Origin of the sequence: Nocardia sp. NPDC056541, assembly GCF_042794235.1 — a bacterium.
Taxonomy (GTDB): domain Bacteria; phylum Actinomycetota; class Actinomycetes; order Mycobacteriales; family Mycobacteriaceae; genus Nocardia.
Genome location: NZ_JBHTUD010000013.1, coordinates 22,310 through 38,961, shown reverse-complemented (window position 1 = coordinate 38,961; position 16,652 = coordinate 22,310). Strand labels below are relative to the sequence as shown.

Below are 16,652 nucleotides of genomic sequence, written 5' to 3'. Positions count from 1 at the left end.
ACTATCCCCGCTCAGGGTTGATGAAACGTTGAAGCCGGACCGATCAGGCGCGAAGGGCGCTGTGCAAGCGCGCGGCGGCGACGGCGCGGCGTGCGTCGCGGGTGGGGAGCAGCGCGAGGGCGTGTTCGTGGACGGCGATGTCGTCGGGGGCGGAATCGCCGTATGTCAGTGCGTGATTCGCGTCCGGGCTGTTGAGAACCGCGTTACGCATGGCGACTTCGAGGTAGTCGCGCCATTCGCTGATGCCCGGTGTCTCCGAATCGGGAAGCAGCGGGCCGTGATACAGGCGAACGGCCGTGTCCAGGTCGCCTCGCTCGATGGCGCGCAGCACGTCGACGGCGTCGCAGGACAGGGGAGTGGTGAAGCGGTAGACGCGACTGGTGATGTCGCCGCCGGTGGCGCGGCGCAGGTACGACATCTCCGATTTGAGAGTGCTCGCGCCGACCGCGCGATCACCGTAGACGGCGTAGTGCAGGCGTTCGTGGCTGTAGCCGTCGTCGTCGAGGGCGAGCAGGGTCAGGATCTCGAGATGGCGTGGCCGCAACCGGATCTGCTGACCGTCACGCATCAACCGGCCGGTGCCGAGGCAGGTCAGCCGCATTCCGGCGGGCGCGGGCACGGCGGCGTGCAACTTCGATTCGATGGCGCTGGTCATGGTGCGCACGGTGGCCATGGCCAGCGGATGTGAGCGTTTCCAGGTCGTCGACAGGTCGAGCACGCCGAGCAGGGTCCCGTCGGCGGCGCGGATCGGCGCGCAATAACAGACCCAGCCGTGCAGGGCCGCGACAAGATGCTCGGCCGAGAACACGGTGTGCGGTTGGTCGGTGCGCAACGCCAGCGACAGGGCGTTGGTCCCCATGTGCGCCTCGTCCCATCGGCCACCCGGCGCGAAGTTCACCTGCTCGGCGCGTCTGCGCATCACGGGTCCGCCATATGTCCACAGAATCGTCCCCGAAGCATCGGTGACCGCCGCGACGTAGCCCGCGTCGTCGGCGACGCTGTGCAACTGCTCTTTCAGCTCGGTCACCGGCCCTCGCAACGGCGACTCCGCCCACCGTGGCCCGATATCGGTCTCACTGACCGGCGCGTGATCGCGCCCAGGATCCACGGTCCGCAACGACCGCGACCAGGACTGCGCCACCTCGGACCGCACTCCTGCCCCCGAAACCCCCACCCCGCCCGGCACCCACATCGCCCACTCCCGCTCCAGCGCAGCCCGCTGCGCGGAAAGCGTGAGCTGCACCATCTCGGGTCTTCCTACTAGACGAACTGGGCGAGGATTCCACATTTCATCATGCCCCAGCGCCACCCGCTGAGCAGCGGTTTCGTCAGGCCGAACTACCCGATAAACCTGGAGACGCCCGACTCGGCGAGACGGCGACGTACCCTGTCTCCGTGGAGCCACCAGGTCGCCTCGGGCGAAGTGCCGCCGAACTGGTCGCCCGCCATCGAACGTTGCCGCGGGTGGACGGCGCGACGATGTGCCGGGACGCGGATGAGTTCTTCGGTTCGGAGGATCGGATCGGCGAAGACTCACCGGTCGAGCGGTGACCAGGTGAGCACATTCATACTGATCCCCGGAGCGGGGTGCGCGGCGGGTTACTGGGGGCCGGTGGCCGACGAGTTGCGCGGGCTCGGCCATGACGCGGTGCCCGTGTCGTTGCCGAGCGAGGACGACAGCGCCGGGTTGGCGGAATACGCCGACGCGGTGGTCGAGGCGATCGGCGCGCGCCGGGATGTTGTCGTGGTGGCGCACTCGTTCGGCGGGTTCACCGCACCGCTGGTGTGCGATCGAGTGCCTGTGGAGCGAATGGTGTTGGTATCGGCGATGATTCCGGCGCCTGGCGAGGCGCCAGGCGATTGGTGGGCCAACACCGGACACGCGACCTCCGGTGATGACGATGTGTTCTACAACCAGCTCACCCCCGAGCAGCGGGCCGAGGCGGAGAAATACGAGCGCGGCCAGTCCGATACGCCGATGACGTCCCCATGGCCGCTGGCGTTTTGGCCCGAGGTGCCGACCCGGTTCATCTTGCTGCGCGACGACCGATTCCTCCCAGCCGATTTCATGCGCGAACTCGTAGCCTCCCGGCTGGGGATCGAGCCGGTCGAAATGGACGGCGGGCACATGGTCATGGTGTCCAGTCCCGCGGAACTGGCGCGTCTGCTGCTCTGATGGCGCAGCCGAGCTGCTCATCCGGGCCGGACGGCCCCGGCACCCAGGTCGAAGTGGATGCCGGCCTGCAGCATCGTGGTGGCGGGCAGGCCGATCATGGCGCGGAAGGATTCGCTGAAGTGGGAGGGGGTGGCGAAGCCGGCGTCGATGGCGGAGCGGGTGAGGTCGTGGCCGTTGACGGCGTTGGTGATCGCGGTGACCATGCGGTTCCAGCGTTGATAGCCGCGGAACGTGGTGCCGCAGTGCTGGGTGAACAGGTGCAGGAAATGGCCGGTGGACAGGCCGAGGTTCGCGGCGATCTGGTCGGCGCGCAGCGCGTTGGCGGGCTGGTCGCGGATCGCGGCGGCGAGCCTGGCGATGCGTGCGTCCGTGTCGAGGGTCGGGCCCGCGACGGCGCGGTTGTAGAGCAGATCCGGGTCGACGCCGGGTTGGCCACACAGCTCGACGAGTTCGCGCTCGCGGCGGTGGCTGAGACCGAAAGTACCTGCCGCGGAAGTCATCTCGTCGGCGATCATGGTCGCGGGCGCACTCGACGGGTCGATGAACAACACCAGGATCCACCCCTGCGTGGCAACGACGCGGTGGGCGGTGCGGGCAGGCGCGAAGGAACTGCCCGTGCGAATCAGACCGCGGGTGGTGTGCACGATCAGCGGTCCGTCCAGGCCCACGGTGAGCATCGCGACCGGCGGCGAGTGCGTATCGGGCCGCAGATCCGGCCCGATGTACCCGATGTGGCCCGGCCGTGCCCACGCGGTCGGTATCCGCGCGGAACCGCGGATCTTCGAACGGGTATCGACGCTCACCCGTACCAGGGTATCGACGTGTCGCCGGGGACGTCGCGACCCGGGGATTCGGGTCGGCGTCGCTGTGGTGGTCATCGGCGATCGGCGGCCTCGGGGAGGCGGGGGACCGAGGCGACGAGTTGGCGGGTGTATTCGTGCTGGGGTGCGCGCAGGACGGAATCCGCCTCGCCGGATTCGACGACCCTGCCGTCTTTCATGACGAGGACGCGGTCGGCGAGGTGGTGCACGACGCCGAGGTCGTGGGAGATGAGCAGCAGGGCGGTGCCGAACTCGGATTGGAGTTCGGCGAGTAGGTCGAGGATCTGGGCTTGGACGGAGACGTCGAGGGCGGACAGCGGCTCGTCGGCGACCAGGAGGGCGGGGTTGGGGGCGAGGGCGCGGGCGATGGCTACGCGTTGGCGTTGGCCGCCGGAGAGGGTGCGGGGGTGGCGGGGGAGCAGGTCGCGGGCGAGGCCGACCGCGTCGAGGATCTCGCGGACGCGCCGGGTGCGGGCTTTGCCCCGCAGATCGACGGTGTCGAGGCTTTCGCCGATGACGCGCTCCACGGTGTAGCGGGGGTCGAACGAGCTCAGTGGGTCCTGGGCGATCAGTTGCGCCGCGCCACGCAGCGGCCGTAATGCCTTGTCGGAGAGCTCACTCCACGGTTCGCCGTCGACGACCACCCGTCCGGACGACGGTGTGATGAGCCGCAGCGCGAGGCGGGCCGTGGTGGTCTTGCCCGAACCCGATTCGCCGACGATGCCCAGAGTTTCGCCGCCGAACAGGTCGAAGTCGACGTTGTCGACCACGGTGCGGGCGGCCGATCCGGAGCCGTAGGTCTTGCGCAGGTTGCGGACCGAGAGCACGACCCGGGTGTTGTCGACCGAGCGCGGTGGCAATGGCTCGCGCAACCCGGGTTCCTCTGTGTGTCCGCTGGTTGGGCTTGCCGTCGATGCGGCGCGAACCGGCTCCGATTCCGGCGTTGCGGTGGCAGTCGGGTTCTTCGGCCGTGGCGATGCGGTGGCGCCCGCGACCTTCGGCGGTGGCGAGGTGGGGTAGGGCAGCGGTAGCTCGGCGGGCTGGCCGGAAACCGCCAGCTTCGAACCGCGCGAGGCGGCGGAGGGTACGGCCGCCAGCAGCTTCTTCGTGTACGGATGCTCCGGACGGGTCAGCACGTCGTGTGTGCTGCCTTCCTCGACGACCTCCCCCTCCCGCATGACCAGCACCCGGTCGGCCACCTCGGCAACCACTGCCAAGTCGTGGCTGATCAGGAGCAGTGCCGTGCCTTCGGCCTTGCGTGCACGGAGCAGCTCGAGGATCTGTTGCTGGACAGTCACATCGAGCGCTGTGGTCGGCTCGTCGGCGATGATGAGTCGTGGATCGCCTGCGAGCGCTGTCGCGATCAGCACGCGCTGGCGGAGTCCGCCGGACAGCTCGTGGGGATATTGGCGCAGCCGCAGTTCGGGTTCGGGGACACCGACGTCGGTGAGCAGTCGCACGGTGCGGGCGGTGAGTGCCTGCCCGCGCAGGTCGGTCAGCGCGCGTTGCGCTTCGGCGAGTTGGCTACCGATCGAGTACAGCGGATCGAGGGAGACCAACGCGTCCTGGAGTACGAATCCGATGTCGCTGCCGCGGATTCGCCGCCACTGCCGATCGCGATGATTGCGCGCGTCCTGCCCGAAGAGTTCGAGACGGTCTGCCCGCACGCCTGCGCCCGGACCGGCCAGGCCGACCAGCGCGCGCGCCGTCACCGATTTGCCCGACCCGGATTCACCGACGAGGGCGACGGCCTCGCCCGGCTCGATCCGCAGATCGATGCCGTGCACCACTTCCTTGCCCGCGAACCCGACTCGCAGATTCTCGACCGCGATCAGACTCATACCGATGGCCTTCCGTCGTAGTGCCGCTGCCAGTGCCGGCCGAGCGAGCTCACCGCGATCACCGTGGCGGTCACCGCCACGCCGGGCAGCACGGCGATCCACCAGGCATTGCGCAGATAGTTACGTCCCTCGGCGAGCATCGCGCCCCATTCCGGTTCCGGCGGCTGCGGGCCCATCCCCAGGAAGCTCAGACCGGCCGCGCCGAGGATCGCGGTGCCGAGGCCGATGGTGGCCAGGATCGGGACCTGCGCGACCGCGTGCGGCAGGACGTGCCGCCGCACCAGCGTTGCTCTGGTGAGCCCGAAAGTCCGTGCCTGTTCGACATACCCGGACTCCTGCACGACGAGGGTCTGCGCGCGCACCACCCTGGCGAACCGGGGGATCGAGGCGATGCCGAGCGCGAAGATCAGGTTCGTGGTGCCGGGACCGGTGAACGAGATCAGGACCAGTGCGAGCAGGAGATCGGGGAAGGCCGAGACCACGTCGAGGAACCGGGTGATCAGCTCGTCGAGCGGCCCGCGCGCCAGCCCGGACAGCAGGCCGAGCGCCGTGCCCGCCACCACCGCGATCGCGACGGCGGTGACGCCGATCAGCAGCGAGTAGCGCGCACCGTGGATGACCCGGGTGAGAACGTCGCGGCCCAGGTGATCGGTGCCGAACCAATGCTGCGCACTCGGCGGCAGTTGGGCGGCAAGGGGATCGGCGGCGAGCGGATCGGCACCGGTCAGCAGGGAAGGTGCGACCACCGCGATCACGACCAGTCCCACGGTCAGCGCGGCGACCGCGACGCCCGGCGCGACGGCGAAGCCCTGTGCGTGCGGTACTCGGGTGGCCGTCATCGATCCCCTCCATTGCGTGAGTCACGGCGCAGGCGTGGGTCGAGCCACAGGTAGAGCAGGTCGACCAGCGTGCTGATCACCACGTAGACGAACGCCGAGAGGATCGCCACCGCGAGCACCACTGGAAGATCCTGTGCGAGAACGGCTTCGACGGTCACCCGCCCCAGGCCGGGTCGACCGAAGACTTCTTCGATGATCACTGCACCGCCCAGCAATCCGCCGACCAACCAGCCGGTCAGGGTCACCGCGGGCAGGGCCGCGTGGCGCAACCCGTGCCGCAGCCGCAGCGCGCTCTCGCTCACCGACCACGACCGCACCGTCACCGCGAACGGTTCGTCGAGCGCTCGCTCCAGCCCGTCACGCAGCACCTGGGAGATCACCGCGCCCAGCGACAGACCGAGCGCGAGTGCGGGCAGGACCAAGGCCGACAGCCCCTTGTTCGCCGCCACCGGAAAGATCTTCAGCTGGAAGCTGAACACCGACAGCAACACGATGCCGAGCCAGAAGGAGGGCGTCGAAACAAGCGCCAGTTCCACCGCGTTCGCGATGGCGCGCGATCGCCGCCGCTGCGCCGTGCTCGTCGCGACGACGACCGCGAACACCAGCGCCACCAGCAACGCGGCACCGGTCAGCGCCAAGGTGGGGCCTGCCTGCGAGCCGATGACTTCCGACACCGGCCGCTGCAACACGTAGGAGCGGCCGAAATCCCCGTGCGCCACATTCCACAGGTAGCGGGCGTACTGGACAACGGCCGGGCTGTCGAGTCCCCATTCGGCACGGATGGCGGCCTCGACCTCCGGGGTGCGCTGCTGTTCGCCGAGCAACACGTCGACCGTGTCGCCCGGCGCCAGCCGCACACCGAGGAACGACAGCGTGGTCGCGCCCCACAGCACGCCGAGACCCGTGATCACCCGCAGCGTGATCCGTTTGGCTGTGCCGACGCGAGCATCGCTGTCCACGGTGGTGGTCACGACCTCCGGTGGGATCGCTTCCGTCGTCATCGGTGGCTATCCACGATCGACCCAGATGTCGTACGCGTTCTCCGCGAGCTGCTTGTACGGACGGTATCCCGCGCCGTACACGTGGGCCGCCGTCGCGATCTGGTTCTCGGGAATGTAGAGCGGCAGCCCGTAGGCCTTGTCGACGATCGCGAAGCGCTGCAACGCCGCGTACTGCTTGGCCCGCTCGGCGGAGTCGGTGGTCGAGGCGGCGGCCCGCAGCCAGGTGGACAGTTCGGGATCGGTGGCGCGGCTGTAGTTCAGCGTGCCCAGCGGCGTCGGCGGGTACCAGTGGTTCTCGATGTCGATGCCGCCGGTGATGGTGTCGGAGTTGGCGATCGACCCGAAGGCGTTCTTCTTGCGGAGCTCGCTGTAGGTGCCGAGGTCGACGTAGGACAGCTTCAGATCGATGCCCGCGTTCTGCTTGGCCTGCGCCTGCACCGCCTGCAACAGCACCTCACGCTGATCGCGCACCGTCGACTGGGCCTGCACCAGTTCGACGGTCAGCCGCTGGCCGTCCTTGGTCCGGAACCCGTCGGAATCCTTTGCCGTCCAGCCTGCTTCGTCGAGCAGCCGGTTCGAGGCGGTCTTGTCGGCGCCGTAGGTGCCCTCGATGCTCTTGTCGTAGAACAGGGTGTCCACGCTGGAGGCGATGCCCCAGCCGCGGGTGCGCTCGCCGCGATAGATCGACTGCAGCACCGCGTTCACGTCGACGGAGTTGTTGAGCGCCTTGCGGACTCGTTGATCGGTGGCCGGGCCGGAGGTCGCGTTCCAGTACAGCGTGTACGGGCTGCCGTTGTTCAGCCCGGTCGAATAGGTGAAGTCGGGATTGTCCCGGAACAGTGCGGCGTCGTTGCCGGAGACGCCTTCGATGAGGTCGACCTGACCGGAGGTGAGCGCGCCGGTGCGCACCGACGACTCGGGCAGGAAACGGTAGGTCACCTCGTCGAGGTAGGCCGGACCCTGATGCTTGGCGCTCTGCGGCGCCCAGTTGTAGTCGGGGTTCTTGCGGAAGTGCAGTTCCTGACCCTTCACGTAGCGGTCGAGGATGAACGGACCGGTCCCCGCGATCTCCGGCCCACCGGCCTTGAGCTGCGGCTTGTCCCACGCGGCCGAGGAGATGATGGGGAAACCGGCGGCGAAGTCGAGGAACGGCGCGTACGGGTCCTTCAGGGTGAACACCACGGTGCGCTCGTCGCGGGCGGTGACCGCGGCCAGATGTGACAGCGGCCCGGCGGACCAGCCGCCGGAATAGGACACGTCCTGCATCGTGGTGAAGTTGCGCGCCACGGCGGTCGCGGTGAGCGGATTGCCGTCGGTGAACTTCACGCCCTCACGCAGGGGGAAGGTGTAGGTGAGCCCGTCGGGCGAGATCTCGTGGCCGGTGGCCAGCCACGAGACGAAACCGCCCTCGGTGGTGCGCGCGAGGAGCGACTCGAAGACGTTGCGCAACATCAGGTGCGTATTGCTCTGCCCGTTGAGGTGCGGGTTCAACGTGGTCGGCTCGGTCTCCACCCCCCACGTCAACGAGCCGCCGCTGACCGGTTGCGCCGATTCGCGTGCCGCGGTGTCCGTTCCACCACACGCGGTCGCCAGCACGGCCACCGCCGATACCAGAGCTGTGGCAAGTAGTCGCCGATGTCGCATCACAGCGCGGCGCCCCTCTCTTCGATGAGAAACAGTGATTGAGCTGTGGTGACCACGGCGCCTTCGGCCGCGGTCACGGTGACGATCCCCGCATGGGTGGCGGTCAGTTCGTGTTCGAGCTTCATGGCCTCGACCACGCCGAGCAGCTGTCCCTTCTCGACCGGGTTGCCCGATTCGACGTGGAGCTGCACGAGGGTGCCCGGCATGGGCGAGCGGATCTCGGGATCCGTCGCCGTTGTGCCGAGCGAGCGGTATTCGGCGTAGCGCACCTGCCGGGAAACCCCGGCTACCTGGCAGCTCCAGCCCTCGCCGTCGCGTCGAACGACACAGGGGGTGGAGCCGACCGTGATCGTGTCGCCGTCGGTTCGCCGAGCGGTGATGCCCACATCGGTCGTCGGCCGGGTTGTGGCATCAGGGCCGGTGGTGGCTTGCGCGGCGGTGCCGCTCGAGTCGACGGTTCCCTCGCGCACGAGCACCGCGTCGCCCTCGTAGCCGCCGACTCGCACCGTGAAGGCGCGCCCGTCGACCGACAGATCGAGGCTGCCGAGGTCGCGATCGGTGGGATCGAGCCAGGCCCGATCACCTCCAGGCGCCCCGGTCGACCATGGTGTCGCACGGTCGGGTGCGGTCAGCGCGGCGGCCACCGCGAGGGCGCTCAGTTCGTCGGGATCGGCGAACTCGGCGACCGGATCGATCCGGTCCAGATAGGCGGTGTCGTGCTCGGCGGCCGCGACGATCGGTGCGGCGAGCACACGTGCGACGAAACCGAGGTTGGTCGAAATACCCTGCCAGCGAATGTCTTCGCATGCTCGCCGTGCGGCGGCGAGCGCGTCGTCGCGGGTGGTGCCGGTGGCGACGAGTTTGGCGATCATCGGATCGAACCCGCCGCTGACATCGAGCCGGCGGGTGAAGGCGCGTTCGACGCGAACATCCGGCCAGTGGGTGACCTCCAGCCCGCCAGGGCACGGCAGGAACGACCGGAACGGGTCCTCGGCGTACATCCGCACCTGCACCGAAGCGCCCGAGTACGCGATGTCCGCCTGCTCGGCGGGCAGTGGTTCGCCCGCGGCGACCCGCAATTGCCACTCCACCAGATCGAGGCCGGTGATCTCCTCGGTGACGGTGTGCTCCACCTGCAAGCGCGTGTTCATCTCGATGAAGAAGAACTCGTCACCGACCAGCAGGAACTCGAAAGTCCCCGCGCCCACGTACTGGAGAGCCTTCGTCCCCTGCACCGCGGCGGCGAACATCGCCGCGCGCACCGCATCGGGAATCCGTGGGGCCGGGGCCTCCTCGATCACCTTCTGATGCCGCCGTTGCAGCGAGCAGTCGCGATCGAAAAGGTGAACAGCGTGGCCGAATTCGTCGCCGAAGACCTGCACCTCGATGTGACGTGCGCGCTCGACGTACCGCTCCAGATGCAGGCGGCCGTCGGCGAAAGCCGCTGTCGCGGTGCGGGAAGCAGACGCCAGTGCCTCGCGCAGTCCGGCGGCCGAGCGCACCACCGACATGCCCTTGCCGCCACCGCCGCCCGCGGGCTTGACGATCAGCGGGTACCCGATGTCGGCTGCCCCGCCCACCAGGGCGTCGAGGTCTTCGCTCGCCCGCACGGTGCCGGGCAGTACCGGCACACCCGCCTCGGCCATGACCTGGCGCGCGGAGGACTTGTCGGCCATCGTCTCGATCACCCGGGAACTCGGGCCGGCGAACACCAATCCGGCAGCCCGGACCGCGCGCGCGAAATCGGCGTTCTCGGACAGGAACCCGTATCCCGGATGCACCGCGTCACAACCGGTTTCGGTCGCGGCGTGCACCAGCGCCTCGATATCGAGATACCCCTCGGGCAGCGCGACGGTCGACACCGCCGCCGCGTGATAGGTGAGCGACCGGTCCGCCGCCACGCTCACGGTCACGTACTCGATGCCGAGGCGATCGCAGGTGCGGGCGATCCGGGCGGCGATCTCGCCCCGGTTCGCGATGAGTAGTCGGGAGATCACAGCCTGAACACCCCGAAGTTCGAACCCGCGGGCTGCGGCCGATCCCAGCGCTCGTGCGCCAGCGACAGGCACCGTGCCAACCACGAGCGGGTGTCCTCCGGTTCGACCACGGCGTCGATCCACATGCGGGCCGCGATGTAGGTCGGCAGCGATTGGCGCTCGAAGCTGTCGATGATCGGCTGCTTGATGGCGGCTTCCTCGGCGGCGCTGAGCTCCTTGCCCTCGCGGCGCAGCCGGTCACGCTTGAGGATCGCCATCACCGCCGCTGCCTGTTCGCCACCGACCCCGGTGGAGCGGGCATTGGGCCACATCGCCATGAACTGGCCGCCCATCGACCGCCCCGACATCGCGAAATTGGCGGCGCCGAAACTGCCGCCGATCACCAGCGAGATCTTCGGCACCGTGGCGCACGAGACCGCGTTCACCATCTTCGCGCCGTGTTTGGCGATTCCGGCCCGCTCGTACTCCTCGCCGACCATGAACCCACTCACGTTGTGCACGAACAACAGTGGAATGCGGCGCTGTTCGCAGATCTGGATGAAGTTGGTGGCCTTGAGCGCGCTGTCGGGGAAGATCACGCCCTGATTGGCGATGATCCCCACCTCGTAACCCGCGATCCGGGCGGTCGCGCACACGATCGTGATGCCGTAGTCCTTGCGGTACTCGACCCACGAGGTGGCATCGACCACGCAGCGCAGAATCGCGCGGACGTCCATCTCCTTCTTGGTGGTCGCCGGAATCAGATCCGGCAGCCGCGCCGGATCGTCGGCGGGCTCGAGCGCCTCGAAGGCCGGCGGATGCACACGGTCACCGGGGGTACGGGACACGATGTCGCGCACCATGGCCAGCGCTTCCAGTTCGTTCGCCGCGAGATGATCGGCCACCGCGGTGTCGCGGACGTGCAGATCGGCGCCGCCGAGAGTCTGCGCGTCGACCACCACGCCCGTGGCGGCCTCCACCAGCTGCGGCCCGCCGAGGAAGACGGTGCTCAGATCCTTGACCATCACGGTCTCATCGCTCATCGCCGGGATGTAGGCGCCACCCGCCGTGCAGATGCCGAGCACGGCCGAGATCTGCGGCAAGCCGAGGGCCGACATCTCCGCGATATTGCGGAACATCTTTCCGAGGTGCTCCTCGTCGGGGAAGATCTCCTCCTGCAACGGCAGGTAGATCCCGCCCGAGTCGGCCAGATACACACACGGCAGGCGGTACTCCCTGGCCAGCTTCTGCCCCCGCAGGTGCTTCTTGATCGTGAGCGGATAGAAGGTTCCGCCCTTCACGTGCGGGTCGTTGGCGAACACCATGCACGGTCTGCCGTGGATGGTGCCGATGCCGACGATCAGCGCGGCCGCGGGCAGATCGGTGTCGTAGACCTCGTGCGCGGCGAGGCGACCGATCTCCAGGAACGGTGTCCCCGGGTCCAGGATGCGGTTGACCCGTTCGCGCACCGGCAGTTTCGCGTCACCGTGGCGCCGGCGCGGCGCCACGATCTCGGCGGTGTGGTCACGCAGCAGGGCGCGTTGGGCTTCGAATCCGAGGGTGTTCTCGATGACGGCGGTCATGCTGGTAGTTCCTCCCGGTCCTGATGCGCGGCGAGACTCGAGCTCAGGGTGTCGGCGAAGCGGCGGATCGTGTCGGGGTCGAGGTCGGCCCGCAGCATCAGGCGCAGGCCCGCGCTGCCGCGGCGGATGATCGGGAAGAACACCGGCGAGGTGTAGAAACCGGCGTCGAGCATGTCCCGGGCCACGGCGACGGTGACGTCCTCCTGCCCGATGCTCACGAACCGGATCGGCAGGCCGTCACCGGCGAGGTCGGTGTCGACCAGCGAGTCGAACAGGCGGACCCGTTCCTGGAGCGCGACCTGGAGCCGGTCGACGGTGCCGTCGTCGTGGAGGTCGCAGGCGGCGATGATCGCGCCGAGTCCGGCGGTGTTGACGCGCTGCGACCACATCAGCGGGCCGCTCGTGCGCAACAGGGTGGGCGTGCGGGACGCGTCGCCCGCCGCGCCGAAGAAGATCACGCCGCCGCTGGCGCCGAAGCCTTTGTTGAGCGAGGCGATCACGAGGGTTCGTTCCCGCCAGCCCTCGTAGGCTCCGAGAACGTATCCGCGGCCGTGGCTGCCCAACGTCGAAATGCCGTGCGCCTCATCGAAATACAAGAACAAGCCGTATCGATCCTGGAGCCGGTGCAACTCGGCGAGCGGTGCGCCGCCGCCGGTGCTGTAGACCCCGTCGGCGACATAGGCCACGTGCGAATGCGTGCGGCACAACTCTTCCAGGGCGGCGATGTCGTTGTGCTCGATCGTGACCAACTCGGTCTCGTCCGCGACCAGTGGCTTCATCGCGTTCAAGCAGAAGTGCGCGTTCTTGTCGAAGACCACCAGCGGCGGGTGCCCGTCGGTGAGCTCACCGGAGGCGAGCAGCGGCAAGGTCGCCCACGCGGCGGCCGCACACGACGACACGGTGACCGTCTGCGCGCCGAAGGTCCGGGAGAGCCGCTGTTCGGCCTCCTCCAGCAGACCGAGCCGGATGCGCATCCGGGAAATAGAAGAATTGATCGTCGCGGTTTCGTCGAGCCCGCGATGGGCGCCCTCGATGATTCGTGGATCGCTGTCCAAACCGAGATAGGAATAGGACGAGAAGTTGACGATCGTTCGACCGTCGCGGGAATGGACAATTCCCTCCCGCATATCATCGGCGATGATGTCGACCAGTCCGTGCGTGGTGCTGTCGTCCCAGAATGTGTTGCTCAGTTGCAACTGCCTGCGGATATTTGCGAATTGGTTTCTGGCCATTCCGTTCATTCCTTTGTTGGCGAGGGTGCGTCAGTTTTCTCGGGCGCCGCGACGACGAGTACGTTCACCGCGGCGAGCAGGGTGATGGCGATGGACCAGGCGAGGAGCCCGGACAGGGTGGGGCCTGCCAGCGAGGCGATGCCCGCGAGGCCCTGCTGCACCAGCGCGCACCACGAGACGGCGATGGCGGCTCCGGTGGCGAGGTGGCTGACAGCGTGCGCGGCGCTGTTGGGGAACAGCGTCGCCTGGCCGAAGGTCGTGGTGACGTACCCGGCGAGGAAGACCGGCAGCGCGATCGCCCGGGGCAGATCGACGGCCCACACGACGGTGACGAGCACGCAGCCCGCGAGCATGATCACCGCGCCCTGGCGCATCATGGCGTGCGCTCCCACCTGTCTCACACGCCGGCGGACGTAGGTCGCGCCGCCGAGGTAGGCGGCACCGTAGAAGACGCCGAACAGGCCGAACACCCACGGCGCGAGCGCGAAACGGTCGGTGAAGATGAACGCGGACTTCTGCTGGATCATCACGATGACGGCGAATCCGATGCCGCCCGCCACCGCGCTGACGACGAAGATCCGGTCGGTGAAAAGGCGTCTGGCTGTGCCTTTGTCTTTCGGCCCGGTTTCGCGTCGGGGCAGTGAGATGCGCAGGGCGAAGGCGACCGGCACCGCCGCGAGCACGGCCAGCACGGCGAATCCGTACCGCCACCCGACCGTCGAGGTGACGATGCCGCCGATCACCTGCCCGCCGCCGAGCGCGACGACGAAGGCCATCGACAGCAGCGCGAGTTGGCGCGCGAGCTCCGCGCCGGTGAACAGATCCTTGATCATCATCCGGCCGACGACCGCGATCCCGCCCGCCCCGATCGCCTGGACCACGCGCAGCCCGAGCAACTCAGGGGCGTTGGTGATCAGCGCGAGGCCCGCGCTGGCGAGGACGAAGCACAGCCCGGCCGCGACGAAGGCGGGAACCCGGCCGAACCGTTCCGCCGCCCTTCCCCACGCGACGACCGGGAGCGCGGCGAACACCACGAACACGGCCACCGACAGCTGCAGGACGCTGTCGCCGGCGCCGATGTCGGCGCCCAGCGCAGGCATGCTCGGCAGGTAGATGGTGGTCGCCATTTGGGCGACCGCGACCGCGACACATGCCGTTGTGACAACTGCTCGGCGTGTTGCCACGGAAGCCGGAATTTCGCCGGTTTCCGCTTGCACAGACAATGCACTCCCCTATGGCCGAGCGAATCACGCAGGACGCTGGATCCGAGTTATAGGTATACGGCCAGGCGAAGCGGTCGAACACCGTTGCGATCGCGTTGATTTCAGTAGGAAAGGTAAATAATCGATGGCGGATTCGTGACCACGCGGTGGGCCGCACAGGGGATGCGAAGAAATTGCCTGACCACCGCTGGCCGGGCGAAGTCGGTGTCCACCACATGGGGCGCAGCCGGCGTTCGTCGCGTATGGCAGGGTGGAACTCGTGAACCGATTGGCCGGTGCGACCTCGCCCTATCTGCGTCAACACGCCGACAACCCCGTCCACTGGCGGGAGTGGGATGCCGACGCGCTAGCCGAGGCCGCCGTGCGCAATGTGCCGATCCTGCTGTCGATCGGATACGCGAGCTGCCACTGGTGCCATGTGATGGCCCACGAGTCCTTCGCCGACCTCGCCACGGCCGAGCAGATGAACGCCGACTTCGTCTGCGTGAAGGTGGATCGGGAGGAGCGTCCCGATCTTGACGCGGTGTACATGAACGCCACCGTGGCCATGACCGGGCAGGGCGGCTGGCCCATGACGTGCTTCCTCACGCCCGACGGCGCGCCGTTCTACTGCGGTACCTACTACCCGAAGCAGCCGCGCGGCGGCATGCCGTCGTTCACGCAGTTGCTCAGCGCGGTGACCGAGACCTGGCGCAACCGGCGCGACGATGTGGACAAGGCCGCGCGGCAGGTGACCGATGCGCTCCAGGCGCAGGCATCGGGTCTGCCCGACGCCGAATTCGCGATTGCCCCTGATCTTCTCGACAAGGCCGTGCCCGCGATCGTCGCCGACGAGGACTCGACGCACGGCGGATTCGGTGGGGCGCCGAAGTTTCCACCGTCGGCGTTGCTGGAAGGGCTGCTGCGGCACTGGGAGCGGACCGGCGACCAGTCGGTGTTCGACGTGGTCGAGCGCACGGCCGAGGCGATGGCGCGTGGCGGAATCTACGACCAGTTGCGCGGCGGGTTCGCGCGCTACTCCGTCGACGCCGGGTGGCTCGTGCCGCACTTCGAGAAAATGCTCTACGACAACGCCCTCTTGCTGCGCGCCTACGCCCATCTCGCGCGTCGCGCGCCCGTGACCCCGCTGGAGTCGTTGCCGCACAGGGTGACCCGGGAGACGGTCGAATTCCTGCTCGGTGATCTCGGGACGGCGCAGGGCGGTTTCGCCTCCGCTCTCGACGCCGATACCCACCTCGAACCGGAGGGGCCCGGCGTCGAAGGCGCGACCTATGTGTGGACGCCGGCCGAGCTGATCGGCGAACTCGGCCCGCTCGACGGCATGTGGGCCGCCGACGCTTTCGGCGTCGGCACCGCCGGTAATTTCGAACAGGGCACCTCGGTGCTCACCCGCCACAGCGATCCCGTCGACGCCGAGCAGTCGTCCCGTTTCGATCGACTGCGCGCTCAGTTGTTCGAGGCCCGCACCCGGCGCCCCCAGCCCGCCCGCGACGACAAAGTGGTCACCGCCTGGAACGGCATGACCATCACCGCGCTCGCGGAAGCCGGTGCGGCACTGGAAGAACCGTCGTGGATCGCCGCCGCCGTGCGCTGCGCCCGCTACCTGCTCGACGTCCACCTCGTCGACGGCCGACTGCGCCGCGCCTCCCTCGACGGCGTCGCGGGCACCCCGCCCGGCGTCCTCGAGGACTACGCCTGGTTCGTCACCGGCCTGCTCGCCCTCTACCAGGCCACCGGCGAATCCGACTGGCTCGCCGCCGCACAGCTGTTGCTGGACAACACGATCGACCACTTCGCCGATCCCGAACGCCCCGGCAGCTGGTTCGACACCGCCGACGACGCCGAAACCCTGGTCGCCCGTCCCCGCGACCCCGTCGACGGCGCCACCCCGTCCGGCGCCTCCGCGTTGGCCGAGGCCCTCCTCACCGCCTCGGCGGTCGCCGATACCGACCGAGCCATCCGCTATCGCGAACTCGCCGACCAGACCCTCGCCCTCGGCGCGATCCTGCTGGCTCGCGCACCCCGCACCGCGGGCAATTGGCTCTCCGTCGCCGAAGCGGCGGTCCGCGGCCCGTACCAGGTAGCCATCGCGGCCACCGAGAAGTCAGCCACGGCAATGGAACTCCTGGCCGCCGCCCGTGCCAGCGCCCCTGGCGGCTCGATCATCCTCGCGGCCCCGCCGAACACCGCCCCGCTCCTCACCGACCGCCCCCTCGTCAACGGCGCCCCCGCCGCCTATGTCTGCCGTGGCTCGGTCTGTGACCTCCCGGTCACCGATCCCGCCGCCCTGACGGCTTCGCTACGGCGGTAACGGAC

Annotated in this window: 13 protein-coding genes; 3 read left to right on the top strand and 10 right to left on the bottom strand. The window is 68.6% G+C overall.

Features of this window, described 5'->3' with window-relative positions; genetic code table 11:
- Positions 1-43: 43 nt before the first annotated feature.
- The gene (locus tag ACFQ9R_RS22685; RefSeq protein WP_378993071.1) at positions 44-1,246 is read right to left on the bottom strand and encodes a transcriptional regulator; all 1,203 of its coding nucleotides are present in this window, start codon (positions 1,244-1,246) and stop codon (positions 44-46) included.
- Between the two features lie 149 nt (positions 1,247-1,395).
- Between ACFQ9R_RS22685 and ACFQ9R_RS22680 the strand changes: the two genes are divergently transcribed.
- Together ACFQ9R_RS22680 and ACFQ9R_RS22675 are read left to right on the top strand one after the other, a co-directional pair.
- Positions 1,396-1,551, top strand: coding sequence for a hypothetical protein (locus tag ACFQ9R_RS22680; RefSeq protein WP_378993069.1), 156 nt, complete (start codon positions 1,396-1,398; stop codon positions 1,549-1,551).
- A 4-nt stretch (positions 1,552-1,555) separates the two neighbouring features.
- A complete protein-coding gene (locus ACFQ9R_RS22675; RefSeq protein ID WP_378993068.1) occupies positions 1,556-2,176 on the top strand; it encodes an alpha/beta fold hydrolase in 621 nt (206 codons plus the stop codon).
- A 17-nt stretch (positions 2,177-2,193) separates the two neighbouring features.
- On the opposite strand, the gene ACFQ9R_RS22670 is transcribed toward ACFQ9R_RS22675, so the two are convergent.
- From ACFQ9R_RS22670 to ACFQ9R_RS22630, 9 genes are all read right to left on the bottom strand, one after another.
- Positions 2,194-2,979 (bottom strand): helix-turn-helix domain-containing protein, encoded by a 786-nt coding sequence (locus tag ACFQ9R_RS22670; RefSeq protein WP_378993066.1) that lies wholly within the window; start codon positions 2,977-2,979, stop codon positions 2,194-2,196.
- Between the two features lie 71 nt (positions 2,980-3,050).
- Positions 3,051-4,838: a dipeptide ABC transporter ATP-binding protein gene (locus tag ACFQ9R_RS22665; protein WP_378993064.1), complete on the bottom strand. Its 1,788-nt coding sequence runs from the start codon at positions 4,836-4,838 to the stop codon at positions 3,051-3,053.
- Positions 4,835-5,677 (bottom strand): ABC transporter permease, encoded by an 843-nt coding sequence (locus ACFQ9R_RS22660; protein WP_378993062.1) that lies wholly within the window; start codon positions 5,675-5,677, stop codon positions 4,835-4,837. The genes ACFQ9R_RS22665 and ACFQ9R_RS22660 overlap by 4 nt, the downstream gene beginning before the upstream one ends.
- Complete coding sequence (locus ACFQ9R_RS22655; RefSeq protein WP_378993060.1) at positions 5,674-6,678, bottom strand: ABC transporter permease; 1,005 nt, start codon at positions 6,676-6,678, stop codon at positions 5,674-5,676. The genes ACFQ9R_RS22660 and ACFQ9R_RS22655 overlap by 4 nt, the downstream gene beginning before the upstream one ends.
- Before the next feature lie 6 nt (positions 6,679-6,684).
- Positions 6,685-8,280: an ABC transporter substrate-binding protein gene (locus ACFQ9R_RS22650; RefSeq protein ID WP_378993059.1), complete on the bottom strand. Its 1,596-nt coding sequence runs from the start codon at positions 8,278-8,280 to the stop codon at positions 6,685-6,687.
- A gap of 41 nt (positions 8,281-8,321) precedes the next feature.
- A complete protein-coding gene (locus tag ACFQ9R_RS22645) occupies positions 8,322-10,319 on the bottom strand; it encodes an acetyl/propionyl/methylcrotonyl-CoA carboxylase subunit alpha (RefSeq protein ID WP_378993057.1) in 1,998 nt (665 codons plus the stop codon).
- On the bottom strand, positions 10,316-11,881 hold the full coding sequence (locus tag ACFQ9R_RS22640) for an acyl-CoA carboxylase subunit beta (RefSeq protein WP_378993055.1): 1,566 nt from the start codon (positions 11,879-11,881) through the stop codon (positions 10,316-10,318). Before ACFQ9R_RS22640 ends, ACFQ9R_RS22645 begins: the two co-directional genes overlap by 4 nt.
- Positions 11,878-13,113: an aminotransferase class I/II-fold pyridoxal phosphate-dependent enzyme gene (locus ACFQ9R_RS22635; protein ID WP_378993054.1), complete on the bottom strand. Its 1,236-nt coding sequence runs from the start codon at positions 13,111-13,113 to the stop codon at positions 11,878-11,880. The genes ACFQ9R_RS22640 and ACFQ9R_RS22635 overlap by 4 nt, the downstream gene beginning before the upstream one ends.
- A gap of 5 nt (positions 13,114-13,118) precedes the next feature.
- A complete protein-coding gene (locus tag ACFQ9R_RS22630) occupies positions 13,119-14,297 on the bottom strand; it encodes an MFS transporter (RefSeq protein ID WP_378993052.1) in 1,179 nt (392 codons plus the stop codon).
- 298 nt (positions 14,298-14,595) lie between these two features.
- Here ACFQ9R_RS22630 and ACFQ9R_RS22625 point away from each other — a divergent pair, with 298 nt between their 5' ends.
- Entirely contained in the window at positions 14,596-16,647 is a 2,052-nt protein-coding gene (locus tag ACFQ9R_RS22625; protein WP_378993051.1) for a thioredoxin domain-containing protein, read from the top strand.
- Positions 16,648-16,652 lie beyond the last annotated feature (5 nt).

Excerpts from the sequence above, each read along its gene's own strand:
- ACFQ9R_RS22685 (WP_378993071.1), bottom strand. The coding sequence starts at position 1,246 with ATGGTGCAGCTCACGCTTTCCGCGCAGCGGGCTGCGCTGGAGCGGGAG.
- ACFQ9R_RS22665 (WP_378993064.1), bottom strand. The coding sequence starts at position 4,838 with ATGAGTCTGATCGCGGTCGAGAATCTGCGAGTCGGGTTCGCGGGCAAG.
- ACFQ9R_RS22660 (WP_378993062.1), bottom strand. The coding sequence starts at position 5,677 with ATGACGGCCACCCGAGTACCGCACGCACAGGGCTTCGCCGTCGCGCCG.
- ACFQ9R_RS22655 (WP_378993060.1), bottom strand. The coding sequence starts at position 6,678 with ATGACGACGGAAGCGATCCCACCGGAGGTCGTGACCACCACCGTGGAC.
- ACFQ9R_RS22640 (WP_378993055.1), bottom strand. The coding sequence starts at position 11,881 with ATGACCGCCGTCATCGAGAACACCCTCGGATTCGAAGCCCAACGCGCC.
- ACFQ9R_RS22635 (WP_378993054.1), bottom strand. The coding sequence starts at position 13,113 with ATGGCCAGAAACCAATTCGCAAATATCCGCAGGCAGTTGCAACTGAGC.